The organism is Corallococcus exiguus, from assembly GCF_009909105.1.
In the GTDB taxonomy this organism is placed as follows: Bacteria; Myxococcota; Myxococcia; order Myxococcales; family Myxococcaceae; genus Corallococcus; species Corallococcus exiguus.
This window is the reverse complement of record NZ_JAAAPK010000003.1, coordinates 498413-521011: the sequence shown is the minus strand read 5'-3', so window position 1 is coordinate 521011 and position 22599 is coordinate 498413. Positions and strand designations below refer to the sequence as shown.

General features: G+C 70.3%; 21 protein-coding genes. 9 read left to right on the top strand and 12 right to left on the bottom strand.

Annotated features, from left to right (window positions below):
• Position 1: 1 nt before the first annotated feature.
• The 4 genes from GTZ93_RS13570 to GTZ93_RS13555 form a co-directional block, all read right to left on the bottom strand.
• Entirely contained in the window at positions 2-1105 is a 1104-nt protein-coding gene (locus GTZ93_RS13570) for a porin family protein (RefSeq protein WP_139916901.1), read from the bottom strand.
• Positions 1106-1262: 157 nt separating this feature from the next.
• Positions 1263-2648, bottom strand: a complete 1386-nt coding sequence (locus GTZ93_RS13565) for a sigma-54-dependent transcriptional regulator (RefSeq protein ID WP_139916903.1) — start codon at positions 2646-2648, stop codon at positions 1263-1265.
• Positions 2645-5599: an ATP-binding protein gene (locus GTZ93_RS13560; protein WP_139916905.1), complete on the bottom strand. Its 2955-nt coding sequence runs from the start codon at positions 5597-5599 to the stop codon at positions 2645-2647. The genes GTZ93_RS13565 and GTZ93_RS13560 overlap by 4 nt, the downstream gene beginning before the upstream one ends.
• Positions 5596-5757 (bottom strand): hypothetical protein, encoded by a 162-nt coding sequence (locus GTZ93_RS13555; RefSeq protein ID WP_014399164.1) that lies wholly within the window; start codon positions 5755-5757, stop codon positions 5596-5598. Before GTZ93_RS13555 ends, GTZ93_RS13560 begins: the two co-directional genes overlap by 4 nt.
• 89 nt (positions 5758-5846) lie before the next feature.
• Between GTZ93_RS13555 and GTZ93_RS13550 the strand changes: the two genes are divergently transcribed.
• Positions 5847-7385: a GspE/PulE family protein gene (locus GTZ93_RS13550; RefSeq protein WP_139916907.1), complete on the top strand. Its 1539-nt coding sequence runs from the start codon at positions 5847-5849 to the stop codon at positions 7383-7385.
• Here GTZ93_RS13550 and GTZ93_RS13545 read toward each other — a convergent pair.
• Positions 7375-8952 carry a sensor histidine kinase gene (locus tag GTZ93_RS13545; RefSeq protein ID WP_139916909.1) on the bottom strand — a complete coding sequence of 526 codons (1578 nt, stop codon included), beginning with the start codon at positions 8950-8952 and terminating at the stop codon, positions 7375-7377. The genes GTZ93_RS13550 and GTZ93_RS13545 overlap by 11 nt on opposite strands.
• A 208-nt stretch (positions 8953-9160) precedes the next feature.
• Entirely contained in the window at positions 9161-9733 is a 573-nt protein-coding gene (locus tag GTZ93_RS13540) for a dihydrofolate reductase family protein (protein WP_139916911.1), read from the bottom strand.
• 106 nt (positions 9734-9839) lie between these two features.
• Here GTZ93_RS13540 and GTZ93_RS13535 point away from each other — a divergent pair, with 106 nt between their 5' ends.
• The 7 genes from GTZ93_RS13535 (at position 9840) to GTZ93_RS13505 (ending at position 16434) form a co-directional block, all read left to right on the top strand.
• Positions 9840-10208: a hypothetical protein gene (locus GTZ93_RS13535; protein ID WP_139916912.1), complete on the top strand. Its 369-nt coding sequence runs from the start codon at positions 9840-9842 to the stop codon at positions 10206-10208.
• A 14-nt stretch (positions 10209-10222) separates the two neighbouring features.
• Complete coding sequence (locus GTZ93_RS13530; protein WP_139916914.1) at positions 10223-11455, top strand: AHH domain-containing protein; 1233 nt, start codon at positions 10223-10225, stop codon at positions 11453-11455.
• On the top strand, positions 11448-12032 hold the full coding sequence (locus GTZ93_RS13525) for an imm11 family protein (RefSeq protein ID WP_257979075.1): 585 nt from the start codon (positions 11448-11450) through the stop codon (positions 12030-12032). Before GTZ93_RS13530 ends, GTZ93_RS13525 begins: the two co-directional genes overlap by 8 nt.
• An 11-nt stretch (positions 12033-12043) precedes the next feature.
• On the top strand, positions 12044-13249 hold the full coding sequence (locus tag GTZ93_RS13520) for a DmpA family aminopeptidase (RefSeq protein WP_139916916.1): 1206 nt from the start codon (positions 12044-12046) through the stop codon (positions 13247-13249).
• A 79-nt stretch (positions 13250-13328) separates the two neighbouring features.
• Positions 13329-14516: a GNAT family N-acetyltransferase gene (locus tag GTZ93_RS13515; RefSeq protein ID WP_139916918.1), complete on the top strand. Its 1188-nt coding sequence runs from the start codon at positions 13329-13331 to the stop codon at positions 14514-14516.
• Between the two features lie 74 nt (positions 14517-14590).
• The gene (locus tag GTZ93_RS13510; RefSeq protein WP_139916920.1) at positions 14591-15565 is read left to right on the top strand and encodes an NAD-dependent epimerase/dehydratase family protein; all 975 of its coding nucleotides are present in this window, start codon (positions 14591-14593) and stop codon (positions 15563-15565) included.
• 11 nt (positions 15566-15576) lie between these two features.
• The gene (locus GTZ93_RS13505) at positions 15577-16434 is read left to right on the top strand and encodes a WGR domain-containing protein (protein ID WP_161662804.1); all 858 of its coding nucleotides are present in this window, start codon (positions 15577-15579) and stop codon (positions 16432-16434) included.
• A gap of 29 nt (positions 16435-16463) precedes the next feature.
• On the opposite strand, the gene GTZ93_RS13500 is transcribed toward GTZ93_RS13505, so the two are convergent.
• Entirely contained in the window at positions 16464-17285 is an 822-nt protein-coding gene (locus tag GTZ93_RS13500) for a hypothetical protein (protein WP_257979000.1), read from the bottom strand.
• 151 nt (positions 17286-17436) lie between these two features.
• Between GTZ93_RS13500 and GTZ93_RS13495 the strand changes: the two genes are divergently transcribed.
• Complete coding sequence (locus GTZ93_RS13495; RefSeq protein ID WP_139915877.1) at positions 17437-18627, top strand: substrate-binding domain-containing protein; 1191 nt, start codon at positions 17437-17439, stop codon at positions 18625-18627.
• A 10-nt stretch (positions 18628-18637) separates the two neighbouring features.
• Here the strand turns inward: GTZ93_RS13495 and GTZ93_RS13490 are convergent, their stop codons facing one another.
• From GTZ93_RS13490 to GTZ93_RS13470, 5 genes are all read right to left on the bottom strand, one after another.
• Positions 18638-18883, bottom strand: coding sequence for a FruA-associating protein, FapA (locus tag GTZ93_RS13490; protein ID WP_120575856.1), 246 nt, complete (start codon positions 18881-18883; stop codon positions 18638-18640).
• Positions 18884-19048: 165 nt separating this feature from the next.
• Positions 19049-19930 carry an aldo/keto reductase gene (locus GTZ93_RS13485; RefSeq protein WP_139915878.1) on the bottom strand — a complete coding sequence of 294 codons (882 nt, stop codon included), beginning with the start codon at positions 19928-19930 and terminating at the stop codon, positions 19049-19051.
• A complete protein-coding gene (locus tag GTZ93_RS13480) occupies positions 19927-20736 on the bottom strand; it encodes a M14 family metallopeptidase (protein ID WP_139915879.1) in 810 nt (269 codons plus the stop codon). Before GTZ93_RS13480 ends, GTZ93_RS13485 begins: the two co-directional genes overlap by 4 nt.
• Positions 20737-20837: 101 nt before the next feature.
• On the bottom strand, positions 20838-21284 hold the full coding sequence (locus tag GTZ93_RS13475) for a Spy/CpxP family protein refolding chaperone (RefSeq protein ID WP_139915880.1): 447 nt from the start codon (positions 21282-21284) through the stop codon (positions 20838-20840).
• 120 nt (positions 21285-21404) lie between these two features.
• Complete coding sequence (locus GTZ93_RS13470) at positions 21405-22553, bottom strand: serine hydrolase domain-containing protein (protein ID WP_257979001.1); 1149 nt, start codon at positions 22551-22553, stop codon at positions 21405-21407.
• Positions 22554-22599 lie beyond the last annotated feature (46 nt).

The window sequence follows — 22599 nt, the reverse complement described above, 5'->3', positions numbered from 1 at the left end:
CTCAGTAGAAGAGCTGGAGCTGGGCGGTGCCGGTGATGCCCGTGGTCGTGTGGGCGATGTCTCCCACGCGTGACACGGCCACCTCCGTCTTCAGGTTGAAGGTGTGCTTCTGGAACCAGAGGTTGAGGCCGGGCTTGAACGTGAGCAGGTCCGTCGACGGCACGCGCCCGTTGAAGTACTCGCTGCTGAAGACGGGCTCGACGATGCCGATGCGGTATCCCAGCTCCACGAAGAAGCCGGTGCCGCTGCGCACGTTGTCGAAGCCCTGCTGCCAGGAGAAGACGTTGCTCTGGAAGACGAACTCCTGGTTGTCGCCGATGGGGATGTCCAGGAACACGTCCGCCGCCATGGCCACCGCGGAGTGGATGCCGGAGGCGGTGGCGATGGCGTTGTACTGGTAGTCCCCGCCCACGCCGAACGACAGCATGGGCTGGTCCGTGAAGTAGATGCCGCGCAGGAACTGGTCGTACTCTTGGCCCCAGACGTTGTAGCGCGCGGTGCCCACGACGCGCGGCAGGTCGTCCGCGTTGACCGTCTGGCCATTCTCCAGCTTCGCGCCCTCCACGCCGTTGAGGATGGCGGCGCGGTACGTCCAGGGGCCCGCGAAGCCGCGCACCTGCACGCCCATGTCGCGCCACACCTTGCCCACGCCTGGCGGGTAGCGGATGAGGTCGGAGTGGTAGTCCACCGTCTGGAGCGCGATGGCGCCCTGCAACGCGTGGTGCGACAGCGGCGCGAGGATGAAGCCCGCCTCCACCCACGTCTTGTCGGCGAACTCGTACGCGACCGTGGCGTCCTGGATGTAGAAGGCGGGGCTGTAGTCGCCGTTCTTGCCGAAGTTCGGCTGGTCCGTGTCGATGAAGAACGACAGCTTCTTCGTGATGGATCCGAAGACGAGCAGCCGCACGCGGCGCAGGAAGAAGTCCGTCCCCACGCCACCCGTAGGCGCGCCGTCCTTGACGAGCTGCATCTGCGGATGCAGCAGCACGTCCACGTTCAGGACCGCGTCCTCGGTGATTTGAATCTTGCCCGCCGCCGCCGGCAGCGCGGTCAGCAGGGCCGTGAGCACCAGAAACCGCGACAGGGGGTGGGGGACGGGGCGCATGGGTCCCCATCCCCTGAGCAACACGCGTTCCACACGCGTGTGCTCCGGGTTTCAGGACCTTGGAGGTTGGCTCGCCGCGTCAGGATGTGGCGGAAGGTGACAGGGCGTTACCCCCCGTAACGATTCGTGCAGCGCGTCGTAACACCCGGGTAACGCCTCAGGCGCGGGTGCGCGGGATGCCCAGCCGCTGACGCTTCTCCCAGAGCGTCTTGCGGCTGATGCCCAGCCTGCGAGCGAGCTCCGTTTCGCCCATGCGCTCCTGGTGCTCCAGCACGAAGCGGCGGAAGTACTCCTCCATGGAGTCCGGCGAGCGCGGATCCTCGCTGACCGGAACGAGCGGGAAGTCCGTCTCCTCCAGCGCGGGCGGGCTGCTGTCCGCTCCCGGCCCGCCCGGTGGCTCCAGCGCCAGCAGGTCGGCGGTGAGGAGCGGCCCGTCCGCGAGGATGACCGCGCGTTCGATGGCGTTCTCCAATTCGCGCACGTTGCCCGGCCAGGGATGCTGCGCGATGGCCGAAAGCGCGTCCGGGGACAGCGACGCGGGCGGGCGGCCCATCCGGCGGCTGGCCCGCTCCAGCAGGTGTTTCGCCAGCGCGGGCACGTCCTCGCCGCGCTCGCGCAGGGGCGGCAGGCGGATTTCGACGACGCGCAGGCGGAAGTAGAGGTCCTGGCGGAACAGCCCCTCCTGCACGCGGCGGGGCAGGTCGCGGTGCGTGGCCGCGAGGATGCGCACGTCCACCTTGCGCGAACGCGTGGCGCCCACCCGCCGCACCTCGCCGTCCTGGAGCATGCGCAACAGGCGCGCCTGCGCGGGCGCGGGCAGCTCTCCAATCTCATCCAGGAAGAGCGTGCCGCCGTGCGCGGCCTCCACCAGTCCCGCGTGCGCGGCCTGCGCACCGGTGAAGGCGCCCTTCTCGTGTCCGAACAGCTCGCTCTCCAGCAGCCCTTCGGGAATGGCGGCGCAGTTGACCGCGATGAGCGGCCCCTCCGCGCGTGGGCTCTGCGCGTGGACGGCGCGGGCCACCAACTCCTTGCCGGTGCCGGACTCGCCCAGCACCAGCACGGTGGCGGCGGAGGGGGCCACCTTGCGCACGCGCTCGAACACGTCGCGCATGGCGGGGGAGTTGCCCACCATGCCTCCGGGGGACCAGGTCTGCTCCACCTCGCGCTTGAGGGCGGCGTTCTGGCGGGTGAGGCGGCCCTCGCGCAGCACGCGCTCCACCTGGAGCAGCAGCTCGTCGTGGTCGAAGGGCTTCGCGATGTAGTCCACCGCGCCCAGCTTCATCGCATCCACGGCGGACTTCACCGTGGCGAAGCTGGTCATGATGAGCACCGGCACGCCCGGACACAGCGCGATGATGTCCGTGCCCGGAGGCCCGGGCAGGCGCAAGTCGGAGATGACCAGGTCGAAGGCGTCCAGCGTGTGCTCGGCGGCGGCCTCCGGTACGGCGCCGGCTTCCGCCACGTCGTGACCCGCGCGGGTGAGCAGCCTTCGCAGCTCCGTGCGGATGATGGGTTCGTCCTCGATGACCAGGATGCGGCTCAAGCGGAGGCCTCCTGCTTCAGCACGTCAGCGCGGGGCAGGCTCAGCGTCACGCGGGTGCCGCCGTCCTGGCGGGCCTCGATGCGCAGCGTGCCGCCGTGCTCGCGCACGATGCCCTCCACCAGCGTGAGGCCCAGGCCGGTGCCTTCGCCGGGCTGCTTGGTGGTGAAGAACGGCTCGAAGATGCGTTGCGACAGCTCCGGGGCGACGCCGTGCCCCCGGTCCTCCACCTGGATGCGCACCTGGTCTCCCGAAGCTTCCGCCAACAGGTCCACGCGCGAGCCCGCGGGCGACGCGTCGATGGCGTTGGTCAAGAGGTTCACCAGCACCTGCTCCAACCGCTGCGCGTCGCCGCGCACGTCCAGGCCGTCCGGACTCTGGTGCGTGCACGCCACGTCGCGCGCCTTGCGCGACAGCCGGGCCAGCTGCGCGGCCTCCGCGAGCAGTGGGCCCACCGCCACGCGCGTGAAGGGCCGGGACTCGCCGCCGACCGTGCCCGAGTGGCCGAAGCCCACCAGCGCCCGGACGATGGTGTCGATGCGGCGGCACTGCTGGAGGATGAGCCCCACGCGCTCGCGCACGGCCTCCGGATCCTCCAATTCATATTTGAGGTTCTGGCTGATGCTGGCGATGGCGGTGAGCGGGTTGCCAATCTCATGCGCCACGCCCGCGGCCACCCGGCCCAGCGACGCGAGCCGGTCCTGGTGCGCGAGCCGCTCGTCCACCGCCTTGCGCTCCGTCCAGTCCTCCACCAGGAACGTGATGCCGGTCTCCCCACCGCTGGTGTCGTCCGATGGTGCCAGCCGCGAGCGGTGCAGGCGCAGCGAGCGCTGCTTGCCTTTCACCATCACGCGCACCTCGTCGTCGCCGCAGGGCGCCCGCGCGAGCTCCGCGAACAGGGGGCCCCAGGGCTCCGGCAGGCGCGCGAGCGGCTGGCCGCGCGCGGAGTCCATGGGCACGCCCGACAGCGCCTCCAGCGCGGCGTTCCAGATGACGACCTCGCCGTCAGGGCCCATGGCGCATACGCCCAGGGGCAGGTCCTCCAGGATGCGGTAGAGGTAGCGGCGCACGACCTCCAGCTCGCGCAACGGGCCGCGCATGTCGCGTGCGTCGCGCAGCCGCTCCTCCACGAAGCGCAGTTGATCCGCCAGGGCCGTGCGTGCGCCGGGGTCCAGCCGCAGCGCTTCGCCCACCGCGAGCCGTGCCAGCACCGGACCGATGAGGCCGGAGAGGTTGCGCTCCACGCCGTCGCGCAGGCGGCGCAGCTCCGCGGGCCGGCGCTCGTCGGGGGACAGCTGCAGCGCCTCGCGCGCGCGGTCCACCTCCGCCGCGGCCACCTGCGCGCCCAGCACGGGCTCCAGCTGCCGGCGGAACTCGTCCGGGGAGCTGGCCACCACGCTGCCCTCCGCGAGCCCCGGCGCCTCGCGCGCGCACACCCGCGCGGCCTCCTTCTCCTCCACCGACTGGCGCGTGACGAGCGACACCGCCACGAAGCACAGGGAGTTGAGGGCCAGCGAGGTGAAGGTGGCGAAGCCCCAGGGTTCGTCCGCGCTGAAGCCCAGGGTCACGGAGATCTGGTTGGTCCATGCCACCAGTGACGGCGGCTCCCACAGCGGGGCCAGGAGCGTGAGGGCCCACGTCGTCCCACCCGCCAGGAGCCCCGCGAGCAGCCCCGCGCGCGTGGCCTTGGGCCACATCAGGAGCCCCAGCACGCCCGGCGCGAACTGCGCGGTGGCCACGAAGGACACGAGCCCCAGGTCCACCAGCCCCGTCGCCCGCGCGTTCAGCAGCCGGTAGAAGCCGTACCCCGCCAGGATGACGGCGGCGATGAGCACGCGCCGGGCCCACAACAACCACCCGTAGAGGTCGTCACGTCCGCGCGTGGTGCTCAGCGGCAGCACCAGGTGCGTCAGGCACATGGGGGCGAGCGCGAGCGTGGTGACGATGACCATGGCGCTCGCCGCGGACACGCCGCCCAGGAAGGCGATGAGCGCCAGCAGCGGGGCGCCCTTCGTGATGGGCACGGAGAGGACGTGGAAGTCCGCGGGCCAGGGCAGGCCCAGCGCCTCCCCGGACCACAGCAGCACGGGCACCGCCACGTTGATGAGCAGCATCAAGAGCGGGTAGGCCCACGCGACGGTGGCCAGGCCGTCGCGCTCGGGCGCTTCCGTGAAGGCCACGTGGTACTGCCGGGGCGTGAGGAACGCGGCGATGGTGGAGAGCACCAGCAGCGGCGCCCAGGACGCGTCGCGCGCGGGCCGCTGGAGGGCTTCCACCGCCTCCGGATGGCGGGTGAGCCAGTCGTTGAGCCCGCCCACTCCGCCGAAGACGGACACCACGCACCAGCCCGCGACGATGAGCAGCGCCAGCAGCTTCACGCCCGACTCGAAGGCGATGGCCAGCATCAGGCCTTCATGCCGCTCGCGCGGGGCGGGGTGGCGGGCGCCGAAGAGGAGCGCGAAGACGATGAGCACGCCGCAGAAGCCGGGGCCCACCAGCGCGGGGGAAGCGGCGGGGCTCAAGAGGCGCGCGGACTCCACGACGGCGCGAATCTGGAGCGCCAGGTAGGGCATGCTGCCGGCCAGCGCGAACAACGTCACCGCCGTGCCCGTCACCTGGCCGGGGTAGCGGAAGGCGAGCAGGTCCGCGAGCGAGGTGAGCTGCAACTCGCGCGTCAGCCGCAGCAGCGGACGCCACAACACGGGGGCGAGCAGGCACGCGAGCGTGAGGCCCAGGTAGATGCCCAGGTAGCGGAAGCCATGGCGGGCGGCGTAGCCCACGCTGCCGAAGTAGGACCAGGACGTGGCGTACACGCCCAGGGCCAGCGCGTACGTCAGCGGGTGCTGGGTGATGCGCTGGGAGATGCGGCCCTTCTCCGCCGCGTAGGCCACCAGGAACAGCACGCCCAGGTAGGCCACGGAGGCGATGACGAGCGGGCCCAGCCCCAGCGTCATGGGCGCAGGCTCCGGTGCGCCACCCACCCGCCCAGGGCGATGACGCCCAGCCACACGACGAAGGGAAGCGAAGCGGGAGCCCCTTCGGCCAGCCACAGCCGGCGCAGCGGCGAGCCGAACAGCAGCACCGCCACGGCGAACACCAACAGCGACGGCATGGCGGGAGGGTCCGCGGGGGGCCGCGACATGCCGGGGAGGATAGCAGCCCCGGAAGGCCGCGAGGGGGGCCGTGATAAGCCGGCAGGCCATGGCTCCCCCGGACGTGCCCCCGTTCTCCGAACTGCCCCAGTTCACGCTGGACCGTGCCTCGCTGCGCCTGCTCCCCGAGTCCTTCTGCCGCCGCCTGGGCGTCGCGGTGATGGGCAAGGTGGACGCGGCCCACGACACGGAAGCCGTGACGGTGGCGATGCTGGACCCGGAGGATGAGTCCGTGCGCTGCCGCATCGCGGACTTCCTGCGCCGGCCGGTGCGCCCGGTGCGGCTCAACCGCTACGAAATCGATTCCGCATTGGAGGCGGGCTTCGGCGCGGGCGAACACGCGTCGGTGGACGTGGTGCTGAAGGCCGGCACGGAGCTGTCCCAGCGGCCCACGGCAGTGGAGTTGGTGAACCACGTGCTCGCGGTGGCGGTGACGCAGAACGCGTCCGACATCCACCTGGAGAGCTACACGGACGACGTGGACCTGCGCTATCGCGTCGACGGCATCCTCCACCAGACGTACACGGACATCTCCCCGGACTCGCTGCCGGAGGTGGTGAGCCGCATCAAGGTGATGGCGGGGCTGGACATCGCGGAGAAGCGGCGGCCCCAGGATGGCCGCCTGCGGGCGCTCTACGAAGGCGCGGCGGGGCGGAAGTTCGTGGACTTCCGCGTGAGCGTGGTGCCCTCACCCGCGGGCGAGGACGTGGTCATCCGCCTGCTCGACGCCACGGTGGGCCTGGTGCCGGTGGAGAAGTTGGGGATGACGCCGGAGCTGCAGGCCACGGTGCTGCGGCTGCTCGGCAACCCGGAGGGGCTGGTGCTGGTGACGGGCCCCACGGGCAGCGGGAAGACGACGACGTTGTACGCGGCGCTGGCGCGGCTCAACGACGGACGCAAGAAGATCATCACCGCGGAGGACCCGATTGAATACGTGGTCCCCAAGGTGAACCAGAAGCAGGTGTCGCCGCAGATGCCGCACCTGACGCTCTTGCGCGCGCTCCTGCGGCAGGACCCCAACGTGATGCTGGTGGGCGAGATTCGAGACCTGGAGACGGGCAGCACCGCGTTGATGGCGGCGTCCACGGGGCACGTGGTGCTGGGCACGCTGCACACGGCGGATGCCATTGGCGCGGTGAGCCGGCTGCGCGGGTTGAAGCTGGAGGACGGCGACATCGCGGAGGCGCTGCTCGCGGTGCTGGCGCAACGGCTGGTGCGGCGCATCTGTCCGGAGTGCTCCGCACCCACCACGCCGACGGCGGATCAGCTGACGCTGCTGGGGCCGCTCCTGGATGGCGTGCAGCCCCGGGCGGGGCAGGGTTGCGAGGCGTGCCGCCACACCGGCTTCAAGGGGCGCGTGGGCCTCTTCGAGCTGCTGGTGGTGGACCCGGAGCTGCAACTGCTCATCGCCACCGGTGCGCCGGGCGTCCAGCTGCGCCGGCACGCCCGGGCGCGGGGCTTCCGCACGCTGGTGGAGGACGCGGTGGCGAAGGTGGCGTCCGGGGTCACCACGCTGCATGAGCTGACGCGCGTGGTGCCCTACCGCTACATCCTCACGGCCCGGGAGGAGCGTCAGGCTACGGGATGACGTCCGGGCCCGGGGGCAGCATCACGGTGAAGGTCGAGCCCTCGCCAAGGGAGCTGCGCACCTGGACGACGCCGCTGTGGGCTTCGATGATCTGCTGCGTGATGAAGAGGCCCAGCCCCAGGCCGCCGTAGTTGCGCTCGGAGACGGCGCGCACGAAGCGCTCGAAGACGCGCGGCTGGTCCTCGAGCGGGATGCCGATGCCTTCGTCCTTCACGCTCAGCACGGCCATCCCGGCGTCCATGCGGACCCAGACGTGGACGGGCTTGCCCGCGCCGTACTTGAGCGCGTTGGTGAGCAGGTTGGTGATGACCTGATCCATCCGGGCCCGGTCCCAGTTCCCCTCGATGGGCGCGGCGGCCTCCAGCGTGACGGCGCAGCCGACCTGCGCGGACTGGGGCGCGTAGCGGGTCACCACCTCCCGCGCGAGCGAGGTCAGGTCCATGGGGGCCCGGTCCAACCGCAGCTGGCCCATGCTGATGCGAGACACGTCCAGCAGGTCCTCGATGAGGTCCGACAGCTTGCGCACCTGGCGGCGGGCCACCTCCAGGTCGCGGGCGATGCGCTCCACGGGCAGGGTGGCGGAAGGGTGGTTCTCCACGGTGCGCAGCAGGGCCGTGAGCTTGAGCTGGAGCGGGGTGAGCGGCGTCTTCAGCTCGTGCGAGGCGACGGAGAGGAACTCATCGCGGGCGCGCACGGCGTCGCGCAAGAGCTCCAGCTCGCGCCGCTCCTGGGTCTGCTTACGCTGGGTGATGTCGCGCGTCACCTTGGCGAAGCCCTGGAGCTTGCCTGACGGGTCGCGCAGCGCGGTGATGACGACGCTGGCCCAGAAGAGGCTGCCGTCCTTGCGGACGCGCCACGCCTCCTCCTCGAAGTGCCCTTCGTTGGCGGCCACCTGGAGGGCGTACCAGGGCTTGCCCCGGGCCACGTCCTCCGGGGGAAAGAAGCGGCTGAAGTGCTGGCCGATGATCTCCTCGGCCTTGTACTGCTTGAAGCGCTCGGCGCCCGCGTTCCAGGTGGAGACGCGGCCATCCGGGTCGAGCATGTAGATGGCGTAGTCCTGGATGTGCTCGACGAGCAGGCGGAAGCGCTCCTCGCTCTGCAGCAGCTGCTCCTGGGCGAGCTTGCGCTCGGTGAAGTCGCGCGTCACCTGGCCGTAGCCCACGAGCTGGCCCTGGGGGTCGCGCATCTCGGTGATGACGACGTTGGCCCAGAAGAGGCTGTGGTCCTTGCGGACGCGCCAGCCCTCTTCCTCGATGCGGCCCTCGCGGTTGACGGCCTCCAGGTCCTGCTGGGGCTTGCCCCGGGCGATCTCCTCGGGCGGGTAGAAGCGGCTGAAGTGCTCGCCGAGGATCTCCTCGGGCCGGTAGCCCTTGATGCGTTCGGCGCCGGTGTTCCAACTCATGATGTTGCCCGCTGGGTCCAGCGTCACGATGGCGTAGTCCTTCACGCTGTCGATGAACAGGCGCAGCTGTGCGCCCATGTCTCGAGTCGCGTGCGGGGTCGCGTAGGCGATGTCGCCACCGCTGGCGGACGAGGGGGGCTGGCTGTCGTCCAGGGGACTTCTCATAGACGGTCCAGACTAATGCACGGCGCGGGGGCTTCGGTGGGGAACGACAGGGTGGATGCATCCACCACCCAACCCTGCTGGCAGGCCGTGCTTCCGAGCAGAGCGGAAGCTCACACCCTGCGTGGAGAACCCGTCGATTTTCGGGGGCCGCATTGGCCCCAGGTCCAATACGCGGGCCGGGGGCTGGCGTGACGCGCGGCCGGCCCGGCTAGGGCTTGAGGTGGTCGTAGCTCAGGAAGACGACGCCGCAGTCGAGCGAGCGAGTGCCCGTGAGCTTCAATCGGTGGGGCGCGAAGCCCGCTTCGACCAGGCGGATGTCCTGGCCGACGATGACGGGGTTGACCTTGATGATGAACGCATCGATTTCGGGAAGCAGCTCGGCCGCGAGCGCGCCGCCGCCGCACAGCCAGATGCCCAGGCCGTCGCGGGTCTTCAGCTCGCGCACGGTGGCGAGCGGTGTGCTGGAGAGGTTGACGGCGGGGTCGGGGCTCTTCGTGAGGGTGCGGGAGAAGACGTGGTGTTCCAGGTGCGGGTACGCGTTGGTGACGCCCGCGTCCAGGCCGACCTGGTAGGTGTTGCGGCCCTCCAGCACGGTGTCGAAGTGCTTGCCCGGACCGGTGATGCCCTTGAAGGCGCGATAGGCGGCAGGGAGCGTCTCCGGGTATTCGGCGGCGATGGCGTCGAAGTACTCCTGCTCCGTGCTGAAGAAGTCGTACGCGCCGGTGGGCGAGGCGATGAAGCCATCGAGCGAGGTGGCGACGTAATAGGTCAGTTTCCGCATGGGCGTGCTTCCTCCTGAAGTCAGGGCTTAGCACCGGGCGGGCGGACGCACCTGTTAGAACGGCGGCGTCGGTTGCCTGCACGGCAATCACAGAGGAGGGAGTGCCATGCGGATCCTGTGGATGCTGGGAGGAATGGTGCTGGGTTCGGTCCTGACGGTCATCGCCGGGGTCGCGCTGTGGTTGCACGACACGGGGCCCGCGCGAGCGGGGATTGAAGTGCGCGTGGAGAACCGCACCGGCCAGGACGTGCGGGAGGTGCGCCTGGAGCACGACCACGGCCAGGTCCTCTACCGCGCCATGGGCAAGGGGGACACCGTGGCCCTGACCTATCCCGTCCGAGGTGAGTCGTCGTACCGCCTCATCGCTGTGTTGGCGGACGGACGGGAACTGCGAGGCGGTGCGGGCTACATCGAGAGTGGGGCTCGGACGCGGGAAGTCCTGGAGCCGGAGCGGGTGGTCTCGTCGGATCCGTGAGCCGTGGAGGGCACATGAAGCTCTGGGCAATGGCTGTGCTGCTGTGGCTCACGGCAGGCTGCGCGACGACGCGCGTGGTGAACCTCGACACGGGGCGGGGCAGGCCCATCGCCTATACGCCGGTGGAAACGAAGCCGGTGCGCATTGACGAGGATGCGTTCAGGGACGCGGTCACGCAGCTCGTGCTCGAGCTGAAGCTGGATGTCGCGATCCGGGAGGATGGCCGGCGCTCCCTGCTCGCGTCGGCGGGAGGCATCGTCGCGGGCGCTCAAGGTCGGCACGTGCTCCGCTTGAGCGATGACTTTCCCCTGGACCCGATGGAGCGGAGGAGCATGGCGCTCTCCTTCGCGCTCGATACGGTTTGGGAAGGGGTGGCGGACGCGGTGGAGGACCTGATGAATCCCGCCGCGCTGCGGACCCTGGTCACGGCGATGATTGGCACCGCGATGGTGATGCTGGTCGCACCCGAGCCCGTGTCCAAGTTGGTCGCGGTGGTGCTGACGGCTTCGCTCATCGCGTATCTGGGCACAGGACCTGTGTGGAACATGGGGCAGGCCTTCTTGCGGCTCATGGACGAGTCGCGGGACGCCCGGGACGAGGCTGCTCTGAAGGAGGCGGGGCATCGCTTCGGGCGCGTGCTTGGGGACAACGGGGCCCGGGTGTTGGTCATCGTCGCGATGACGGCGCTCGGTGGCAGGAACGCGATGGCCGCGCAAGGGCCTCGCATGCCGGGCTTCCCGCAGGCGGCGCTGAGGGCGGAAGTGGAGGGTGGGTTCCAGCTGTCGCGGGCGCTGGCCGGTGAGGTGCAGTCCATCTCCGTGTCGTCAGCGGGAGTGCTCAACGTCACGTTGGCGCCCACGGCCGTGGCGGCCGTTGCCATGGGGCCCGGGGGCGGAGGGATTCAGGGGGATCCCGAGGGAGACGTTCATCACATCTGTACGGACAAGAACGAAGTGTCGGAGCAGTCAGGCGGCCCTTGGACGCCCCTCTTCGAACCGTTCTTCGAACAGGCGGGAATGAGCCTCAATGACTCCGCGAACCTGGTGCGGATCAACGGGCACCGAGGGCCGCATCCTGCGGAGTACCATCGAGAAGTGCGCATTCGAATCAACCAGGCCATGCTGAGCTGCCGGGGCGTCGCGCAGTGCCGAGCCGCGTTGGTGGACATCCTGACGGCCATCGCGAAAGATCTGACGACTGCGGGCACTCGCCTACGCAAGCTCGTCACCAGGAATCCCGATGCCTGACGTGATGCAACGACAGTTCTTCGAACTGGACATTGATGTGTATGTGCCGGGGCGGTGGTACTTCAAGACCCCGACCCAACTCGACGGTCAGCCATTGGAGGACCCCTGGGTGTTCACGATCGGGGGGCCTATTGCCGACCCAGGACCGCTGCTGATTCCTCTCTCCCTGTCTGGGAACCCCCTGGACTTCACCTCCGCCGGGGTGGGGTTCACACCCATCCTCAACACCAGGACGGCCGAGGTGTTTCGCGCGCTGGCCCCCAACGACGTGCAGCTCTTCCCGGTGCAGGTCGAGGGACAGGCCGAGCCTTATTTCCTCCTTGTCGCGGCACGCACGCTCCGCTGCGTTGATGAAGTGGCGAGTGAAGAGGTCCAGTTCTGGAGACCTGAGGACGGTCAGCCTGCGAAGGTAGGGCAGTACCGGTACATCGCTGGACTGCGTATCGACAAAGCAAGGGTTGCTGACGAGCGCGTGTTCCGCGTGTGGGGATTCCAGACCGCGCTAATCGTCGACGGACAGCTTAAGCAGGCCCTGGAACAGACCGGCATCGTGGGAGGAAAGTTCGTCGAAGTGTAGAACCCGAGCCCATGGAACTTCGTCCCGCCGTCCTCCTGGGCCTGCTGTGCCTCCTGCCAATCACAAGCACCGCGCGTCTGCGGTCCAGTGACCTGGGCATTCCCTTCGGCGGACAGCCGGGTGCGCTCAATGCCATCACCGACGTGAAGGGCGTGGAAGTGGGCCACGTCACGCTGAACACCGGCGCACAGGTCCGAACCGGCGTCACCGCCGTGCTGCCCCGGGGCCGCGAGGCCGTGGCTCGGCCTGTCTTCGCGGCGACCCATGACCTCAATGGCAGCGGTGAAATGACCGGCACCCATTGGGTGAAGGAGTCCGGCCTGCTCTCCGGCCCCGTGATGATCAGTGACACCCACGCCGTGGGTGCCGTGCACGAAGGCGTCATCGCCTGGGCCCAGAAACGCGACCTCACCTGGGAGCTGGGCTTGCCCGTGGTCGCGGAGACCTGGGACGGCTTCCTGCACGACATCGATGGCTTCCACGTCCGGCCCCTGCACGCCATGCAAGCGCTCGACGCCGCGCGCCCGGGCCCCGTCCTGGAGGGCTCCGTGGGCGGCGGCACAGGCATGATCTGCCATGGCTTCAAGGGCGGCATCGGCACTGCCTCCCGCAAGCTCCCAGCGGAGCAGGGCGGCTACACCCTCGGCGTGCTCGTGCAGTGCAACTACGGCAGCCGCCGCCTCTTCTCCGTCGCGGGCGCTCCCGTGGGCGAGGAGATCCCCGACCTGCGCTCCTGCTACTTCGGAGACACGCCTCCCCAAGGGCCCTACCGCGCCAATCTGCCGCCCTGCTCGCGGCGAGCCAGCGCCGGTCCGCCGCCTCCGGAAGGCATGGGCTCCATCATCATCGTGGTGGCCACCGACGCGCCGCTCCTGCCGCACCAGCTCGACCGCGTGGCCCGGCGCGTGCCTCTCGCGATCGGGAAGATGGGCGGCCTGGGGGAGAACGCCTCCGGCGACATCTTCCTCGCGTTCTCCACCCAGCCCGTGGGCTCCACGGAGGTCGCTCCGGTCTCCATGCTCGACAACGAGCGGATGTCCCCCCTCTTCGAAGCCACCGTGCAGGCCACCCAGGAGGCCATCCTCAACTCGATGCTCGCCTCCGACACGATGACCGGGTTCCAGAACGTCCGCGTCCACGGCCTGCCCGCGGACCGGCTTGTGAAGTCCCTGCGGAAGTACGGACGCCTGCCTCCGGCCCCGAAGCCCACGAAGTGACAGCGGAGCCGCGCGGCCTTCCCCGCGCTCCATCCGCTGCGTCATGCTGCGCCGCCTGATGCCAGCAAGGGGATGCGGGATGGAGACGGACGACTACGGAGCGCCGAAGGATGAGCAGGAACTGGCCGCCATCGCGGACATCACCGCGCAGGCGTTCGCCATGCCGCTCGCGGACTCCGACACCGTGGTGCGCAAGAACTTCTCCGAGTCCTCGCTGCGCATCCTGCGCGTGAACGGCGAAGTGGCCGCCACGCTCACTCTCATCCGCATGGGCCAGTTCCTGGGTGGCCGCTCGGTGCCCCTCATCGGCGTGGGCGGCGTGGGCGTCGCTCCCGCGCACCGGGGCGCCGGCGCCGCCACTCGCCTCTTCCATCACTTCCTGCGCGAGATGCGCGACGAAGGCGCTCCCCTCTCCGTCCTCTACCCCGCGACCCAACCGCTCTACCGGCGCGTGGGCTACGAGGTCTCCGGCGCGCGCTACGAAATCCACGTCGAAGCGGCCTCGCTGGAGCTGGGAGAGCGCTCGCTGTCCCTGCGCCCCATGCGCCCGTCCGACGCCGCGGCGGTGGAGGCGTGCTACCGGCGCTTCGCCTCCCAGCACCACGGCTGGTTGGACCGCGGGGACTACATCTGGCGGCGCGTGCGCACGCCCCGCAACGACACCGCCTACGGCTACGTCGTGGAGGGCGCGTCCGGCTTGGAGGGCTACGTGTACCTCGTGCGGGGCCTCTCTCCCCAGGGCGCCGTGCCCACGCAGGTCCTCAAGCTCACGGACTTCACCGCCACCACGCCCGCCGCCGCGCGACGGCTCCTGCGCTTCCTGGGCGACCACCGCTCGCTGGCGCGGGACGTGATGTGGTTCGGCGGCGCGGACGAGCCGCTCCTCGCGCTGCTGCGTGAACAGACCTACCAGGTAAAGCTCTCCATGCACTGGATGACGCGCCTGCTGGATGTTCCCCGCGCCCTGGAGGCACGCGGCTTCGCTCCCGGCCTGTCCGGCGCGCTCCATCTGGACGTGGAGGACGACCTCCTCCCGGAGAACACGGGGCGCTTCGTGCTGGAGGTGGAGGGAGGCACCGCCCGCGTCCGGCCCGGCGGCGAGGGCCGCCTCAAGCTGCACGTGCGCGCCCTGGCGCCGCTCTACACCGGCTTCCTCTCGCCCCGAGCGCTCCAACTCGCCGGCATGCTGACCGGGGACGACGCGTCGCTCGACACCGCCAGCGCCCTGTTCGCGGGCCCCGCCCCCTCGCTGCGCGACATGTTCTGACGGACAGGCGCGGGCTACCCGGCCCGCGCGGGGAGTGGTAGGAGCGGCGTCTTCGGTCGGAGGAGGCTTCACACGTGCGCGCGTTCGTCACCGGTGGCTCGGGGTTCGTCGGGAAGCACCTGCTCGCGGCGCTCGCGAAGCGCGGCGAACCGGCGCGTGCGCTGGCCCGCTCGCCAGAGGCCGCGAAGGCCATCCAGGCCGCGGGCGGCGAGCCGTGGGAGGGCGACCTCACCGACCCGGAGCGCCTGCGCCTGGGCATGGAGGACTGCGACACCGTCTTCCACGCCGCCGCGCACGTGAAGATGTCCGGCCCTCGCGCCGCCTTCTATGAAGCCAACGTGCGCGGCACGGAGGTCGTGCTGGAGGCGGCGCGCGCGGCGGGCGTGAAGCGCTTCGTGCACGTGAGCACGGAGGCCGTGCTGGTGGACGGCGGCCCCATGGTGAACCTCCACGAAACGCACCCGCTGCCCGAGCGCCCCGTGGGCCCGTACCCGTCCACCAAGGGCCAGGCCGAACGGCTCGTGCTCCAGGTCAACTCGCCGGAGTTCACCACCGTCGCGGTGCGGCCCCGCCTGGTCTGGGGACCAGGGGACACCACGGTGCTGCCGCAGCTGGTCGCCGCGGTGAAGTCCAGGCGCTTCCGCTGGATTGGCGGCGGGCACTACCTGACGTCCACCTGCCACGTGGCCAACGTGGTGGAGGGCCTGCTGCTGGCCGCGGAGAAGGGGCAGGGCGGTCAGGCGTACTTCCTCACCGACGGCCCGCCCGTGGAGTTCCGCGCCTTCGTCACCGCGCTCCTGAAGACGCAGGGCGTGGAGCCCGGCGACAAGACCCTGCCCACCGCGCTGGCCGCGACCGTGGCCGTGGTCAGCGACTTCGTCTGGGACATCCTGGGCCTCAAGAGCACTCCGCCCCTGTCCCGCACGGAGCTGCTGCTCGTGGGCCAGGAGGTGACCGTGAGCGACGAGAAGGCCCGGCTGGAGCTGGGCTACACGGGCAGCGTGTCGCGGGACGAGGGATTGCGCTCCCTGGCCACGAAGGTGGAGTAACCTCCGCGTCCATGCGCAGGTTCGAATTCGTCGACGGCAACAGCTCCAAGTTCTGGATGCCCGAGGTCCAGGGCGCCAACTTCATCGTCACCTACGGCCGCATCGGCACCGCGGGGCAGCGCAAGGAGAAGGCCTTCCCGGACGAGGAAGCCGCCCTGCGCGAGTACAACAAGAAGGTCGCGGAGAAGGTCCGCGAGGGCTACGCCGAGGTTTCCACTGGCGAGGCCCCGCCCGCGGCGCCCCCGAAGGCCGCCGCCCCGCCGCCTCCCGCGCTCGTGCTGCCGCGCCGCGTGGCCGCCGCCTCGCCGGGCCCCGAGGCCGTGACCGCCGCCGCGTCCGCGCTCGCGCTGCTCCAGTCGAAGCTCAAGGGGCCCAGCTGGAAGGTGACGCGGCTGGCGCGCAAGGCCCGCCACGCGCTCCGCGCCCTGGGCGGCGTGGACCCCTCGGCGCACCCGGCCCTGGCCGCGCCCTTCACCGCGCTGATGGCGCACGTGGTGGGCCCCAAGGCGGAAGGTCGGCTGCCCGTGCGCCACGCGCTGGGGCTTTTGTCCCAGGTGGACGTGACGGCCTTCCAGCGCGCGGCGGAGATGTGGAAGGCCGCGCCCGCGGGCTCGGTGCCGGCGGGTGTGGCGGCCGCGCGGACGCTCAACGACCCGGAGCTGGCGCTGCGCGTGACGGCGCTCCTCTCCGAGCGCCCCGACCTGCGCGACGGCTCCGAGGACGCCTGGACGAAGCGCTGGACCGTGCTCAAGCCGCACGTGGAGGCCTACCTGTCCGGCGCGGGCCAGTCGCTCGCCGCCTTCGTGGGCGGCGTGGACGCGGGGGGCGACGCGCACCTGTCCAAGCGGCTCGCCCGGCTGGGAGCGTGACGGCGGAGGCCCGCGCGTCACGCCCTGGCCTACGGCGCGCCGCCACCCGCGGACGCTGCGGGCTTCTGGAGGGTGGGGGCCGTGGGCTCGCGGTCCATCTCCTCCTCGGGGTAGGTCTGCGCCGCGTCCAGGTACTTCTTCGCCTGCACCCGGCGGCGCTCCGCCTTGCTCAGCCCCTCCGGGCTCAGCAGCGTGGGCTCCCCGCCGGCGGACTTCTCCACCACGTGGCCGTCGCAGAAGAACCACTCGGTGCGCCCGTCCGGCGACAGGCGCGCGAAGAACACGTCCGGCTGACCCACCTTCACGGGCTTCGGGCACCACGTCTCGCGCGCCTTCGCCTCGCGCTCCCCGCCCTGCTCGCGCCACTGCTTCTGCGCCTCGCGCAGCGCCGCGGCCGCTTGAATCCGGGGCCCCAGCTCCATCCGCTCCCGCGTCTCCGTCAGCAGCTCCCCACCGCGCCGGGCCAGGTCCGGGAACGCGCCCGCGCGACGGAAGTCGCAGGTCTTCAGCGCCTGGAGGTTGGCCTCGTGCACCTTGAGCACCGGGGGCAGCGTGCGCAGGCCCTCCTCCAGCAGCTCCAGGTGCTTCGCGTGCTCCAGCCCCTTCGGGTCCAGGGCCTGCTCCGTCTCCTTGACGAAGCGGGCCAGCAGGCCGTTCACCGCGGTCAGCTCGTCCTGGAACCAGCGCGGCTCCGCGTCGCAGGGGCTCGCCTTCGCCCCCGTGTAATCCCGATACTCCGCCCGGGACATGCCCAGCGCGTAGTGCTGGACGGGCGGGGCCTGCTTCGCCGCGCAGCCCCCCAACACCGCTCCCAGTCCCAGGAGCGCGATGCTTCGTGCCAGTGTCGTCATCCGGCCCATTCTGCCAGTCCTATGAGGGCAAACAAACCGACAGGATGGTTCCTGGAAGGGGAGCGGCCGGGGGAGAGGCTGTGAGTGACAGGGTTGTGACAAAAGCACCGGTGGGCTTTCCGGGACCGCGACCCGGGGTACGAGGGGGAGCATGAAGCCCCGGGCTCTCCTCCTCATTGGCATGCTGGCCGCGTTGCTGGGGGTGTTCTACCTGCTGGCGGCCCCGATGGCGCCCCTGCAGGGGACGCCGGAGCCGGAGTCCACCGTGCTGCCGTCGCGGCGGCGGGTGACGGACATCACGTTCCTCTACAGCACGGAGAAGCGCGCGTGGGTGGAGGCGGCGCTCGCGGAGTTCGAGCGGACGCATCCCCGGGTGCGGGTGACGCTGGTGGGGCGGGGCTCGTTGGAGGCGGCGCAGGCCATCCTGGAAGGACGGGAGAAGCCCACGGTGTGGAGCCCGGCGGACAGCGCGGAGTTGCGCATGCTCGCGGCGGATTGGGCGACGGACGCCTCGCACGGGCCGCTGTTCGCCACGGAGGGAGACGCCGCGCCGCATCCGCTGGTGATTACGCCGCTGGTGTTCGTGGGCTGGCAGGATCGGATGGAGGTGTTGCGCAAGGCGGGCGGTGGCGCGGCCCTGTCGTGGAAGACGCTCCAGCGCGCGGTGGCGAGCGACCGCGGTTGGCCCGCGGTGGGCGGCCCTCCCGAGTGGGGCTTCGTGAAGCTGGGCCACACGGACCCCCGGAAGTCGAACTCCGGCCTGCAGGCGCTCCTGTCCGCGACGCTGGAGTACCTGGGCCGGCGCGAGAGCGTGAAGGAGGGTGACCTGCTGGATCCGGGCTATCAGGCGTGGCTCCAGGGACTGGAGCGGGGCGTGACGCGCTTCGAGCCGTCCACGGGCACGTTCATGACGGACCTGGTGCGCTACGGGCCGTCCCGCTACGACCTGGCGCTGGTGTACGAGAGCCTGGCCATCGCGCAGTTGGATCATGCCCAGGGCCGGTGGGGTCCGCTGCGGGTGGACTATCCGCCGGTGACGCTGTGGAGCGACCATCCGGCGGCGGTGCTGCAAGCGGACTGGGTGACGCCCGAGCAGCGCGAGGCGGCGCTGGAGTGGGTGGCCTTCCTGCGCAGCCCGGAGGTGCAGGCCCGGGCGCTGGCGTTCGGCTTCCGGCCGGCGGATCCATCCGTGCCGCTGAAGACGCCGGACGCGAACAACCCCTTCACGCGGCTGGCGGCGCACGGCATCCGCGTGGACGTGCCGCCCGCGGCGGACGTGCCGGATGCGTCCGTGCTGCGCACGCTGTTGGAATTGTGGACGCGCATGGGCGTGGGGCGCTGAAGGCCGCCGCCTACCGCACGTGCGCCACGAACTCGGAGACGCGCAGGGCCCAGGCCTCCGCGGAGTCCAGCTCCGAGCGGGCATCGCAGTAGCGATCGAACGACGCCTCCGAACCGTCCCTCGCGAAGAGGGCCGCGTTGAAGTCCCTCTGCGCCGTGGTGAGCCACTGGCTCGCGCGCATGCGCAGCCAGTTCGCCACCTGCGGGGTGGGATCCACCTGGTTCAAATCCAGCGAGGTGGGGTGCAGCTCCACCATTTCTCCATCCTTCTCAGACTCTGGCATCGCGTTCATGGATCGGATGGTTGCCACGCCCCCCAGGCTGAGCACCCGACCCGGATGGACGAGACAAACGTCGATAGTGAGCAGTTGCCGACGCTGAAATCTTCGCTGGAGGACGGAACGTCAGACTGGCGGGCTGCGTCAGATGACGCCGTCCCACCCGGTGTCATTGCGACGGAAGGCGTCCCGGATGGCCTGAACGGTGGGCTCGGGGAGGGGACCCTGCTCCAGGGTGCGAGCGTTGGCGCGCAGGTTGTCCAGGCGCGTGGTGCCCACGATGCAGGTGGCCACGCCCGGCGCGAACGCGGTGAAGCGCAGCGCCAGCTCCGGCCAGTCCAGGCCGTCCGTCTGGAGGGCCATGCGCTGCATCCGTTCCCAGTACTCGCCCACGTCGTGAGCGTAGGGGCGCCCCGGAAAGCGCCACGGTGCATTGGCCAGGGGCCGCTTGGCGATGACGCCCACGCCGCGCTCCTGGGCCTTGGCCACGCCATGGTCCAGCGAGCGCTGGTCGAAGAGGTTCACGGACGTCTGCACCACGGCGAACGCGCCCGTCTCCAGCGCGGCGTCCAAACCCGCGTTGTCGCCCGAATACGCGGCGGCGCGCACCTTGCCCGCCTCCACCGCGCGGGTGAGCGCTTCAATGAGCCCCGGGCGGCGGAGCACGTCCGGAGGACACGAGTGGAAGTGCAGCACGTCCAGCACGTCGGTGCGCAGGCGCTGGAGGGCCAGGTCCACGCCGCGCGTGATGCACTCGGGCGTCCAGTCCTCCACGCCGGGCACGCCATAGCCGCACTTGGTGGACAGCACGAACTCGCGGCGGCGAGCGCCGAGGAACCGGCCGATTCGCTCCTCGGACACGCCGTAGCTGGGCGCGGTGTCGATGAGGGTGATGCCCGCGTCCAGCACGCCGTTGAGGAGCGCCTCCGCGTCGGCGTCGCTCAGCGCCTCACTGCCCACGGGCCCCGCGCCGAAGCCGAGCGCGGACACGGTGAGGCCGCTCTTCCCCAGGGGACGTTGAATCATCGGGTGGGCCCCTCTCCACGCGCGGCCAGGTCGATGAAGCCGCGGATCCAGATGAGGTTCACGGCGTCGCAGGCGTCCTGCGACATGGGCGTGGTGGTCTCCAGCGCGGCGGCGTACGGCACGCCCTGGCGCATGTACCAATCGGTGACGCTGCCGTCGTGGAAGACGATGAGGCCGTGCTCGTCCGCGTAGGCGTTGTCATCCACCTTGCGGCTCTTCACCACGGTGGCATGCGCGGCGGCGGCCTCCTGCATGGGGTGATAGGCGGCCTTGTCCCCGAAGACGTACGCGTACGTGGCGACGCCGCCCAGGTAGTTGTCCTGGTGGATGTCGAGCGCGGCGTCCGGAGCGGGGAAGCGCGCCAGGTCCGTGCGCACCGCGCGCGTCTCCTTGGGGCCGCCGTCGTACAGGGCCCAGCGGAGGATGGACGGGTCACCCACGAGCTCGCCGCGCCACTCGCCGGGGGCGACCTCGTAGCGCATGAAGTCGTTGTTGGGCTTCTCGCCGCTGCGGTTGTAGCGGGTGCCGTCCTCGAAGCCGGAGGGGTTGATGCACGGGTAGACGCGCAGGCCCACGCCCTTGGACTTCGCGTACGCGACGATGTCCGGCAGGTGCTTCGCGAGCGTCAGCGGGCCGGCGGGCTCCTCCCCATGGAAGCCGGACGTGATGACGAGCCAGCGGTCGCCCGGGACGATGAGGCGGAAGAGGGGATAGTCGCGCCCCCCTTCATGCACCTGTCCGTATTCAGAGAGCTCCCCCAGGGAGGCGTGGGAGCGGATGCGTCGAGCGTAGTCGGTGTAATCCACCGACCGACAATAACCGCGCGCGTCATCCCTGCCCACGAAGGTTCACGGTGGGACACGGAATGTGTCATTCCGAGCGCACCGTGAGACCCACCCGGGTGGGGTTACTTCTCGCCGGTGCGCTCGCGGAAGTCGCTGACCAGCTCCTGGCGCTGGGCAGGGGTGAGCGTGCGGTGGACTTCGAGCACGGCATCCACGGCCTTGTGGGCGAAGGCGCGAGCGGCGTCGATGCGCGCGTCCACCAGGGCGTGGAGCTTCGCGGAGTCAGGCGTTTCGGACGCCAGCTGGCCCACGGCCTCGGAGCGTGCGGCCTTCTGGCCCTCCATCAGCGACTGCCCTTCGTTGAGGAGGCGGTCCTTCACGGCGTGGATGGAGGAGCGCTGCGCTTCGGTGGCGTTGAGGTCATCCAGCTTGTCGTCCAGCTTCCAGGTGACCATCTGGTGGATGCGCTCCGGGTCGGGCGTGCCGCGGTGATGGCGGCCCCAGCCGAAACCGGTGAGCAAGGTGACGGCGACGACGGCGGTACCGGCGATGACGAGCGTCTTCTTCATGGCGTGTGGCTCCAGGAGTGGGGGTGCTGTTTCCCGCTGCTTGACTGGAACCAATATGGAAGCCGCCGGTTGCGGTGGTTTGAGCAGGGCGTGAAGAAGTGTGAAGGCCGAGGGGGCGGCTCAGCGGCCATCCCAGAACGACATGTGGCCGTATTCCCAATCCCAGGGCACACCGGCCTCGCCCAAAACGAAGCGCACCAGGTGGGGATACGCGGGTTCGGCGCGGACGTCGTTGCTCAGGATGAGCACGCAGCGGCGTCCGCGCGGCAGACACACGAGGGTGTTGGCGGTGCTGTCGTTGTGGCCGTTCTTGAAGAACCCGCGTCCCTGAGGACCGTCGAACACCACCACGCCAAGGCCTGCCGCCAGATCCTTGCGCCGTGACTCCGGCGGCAGTTCGTCCTGGAGGGTAGGGAACTGGCTCTGGGTGGTAATGGGCAGCTGCGGTGAGGTCATCCGGGCGAAGAGCTCCGGGGACAAGCCTTCACCGCTCACCAGCGCGGCCGCGAAGCGCGACAGGTCGTCCAAGGTGGTGTCCATGGAACCGGCCGCGCGCACCCTGCTGCGTTCGTCGTGCGGTTCCACGCTGCCGTCGAGCTTCCATCCGTCGGCCAGGTTCTGTGCGAAGTCCGGCCGCCACATCATGCTGGTCGTGCGCATGCCGAAGCGGTCGAACACGCGCCGTTGCATCTCCGCACCTACGTCCAGCCCGAGCCCGCGTTCGAGCACGAACTGCATCAGGATGATGCCGTCACCGGAGTACGCGAAGCGGCTGCCCGGAGCGAAGTGGATGCGAAGCCTCTCGTCCGGTTCGAGGAACCCGAAGTTGGCGAAGCCCGCGCTATGGGTGAGCAGCACGCGAGGCGAGATGTCCCGCCAGCGTTCGTCGCCGGCCAGGTGGGACCAGGTCGAATAGCGGTCCTCGTCCGGGTACTCAGGTAGCGGCTTGTCCAGGTACTTGGAGATGGACGTGTCCAGGTCGATGCGCTTCTCGTCCGCCAACTGCATCACGAGGTACGCGAAGACCGTCTTGGTGATGGACGCGCCATACATCACCGTGTCGGTGCGCAGCGGTTCGCCCTTCGCATCACGTGCGCCGTAGGCCCGGGTCGCCACCACGCGCCCGTTGTCGATGACCGCGATGGCCAGCCCCTTCGCGCCGGTCGCGGACATCGCGCGAGCCGCTTCCGCATCCAGCGCGGCCACATCGGGAACGGGCGGCGATTCACGGACCGCGGACGTCGTGGCACAGCCGCTGGCAAGCAACACACACAGGCTCCAGGCACGCAGCGCATTCCGCAATCGGCTCTCCTCC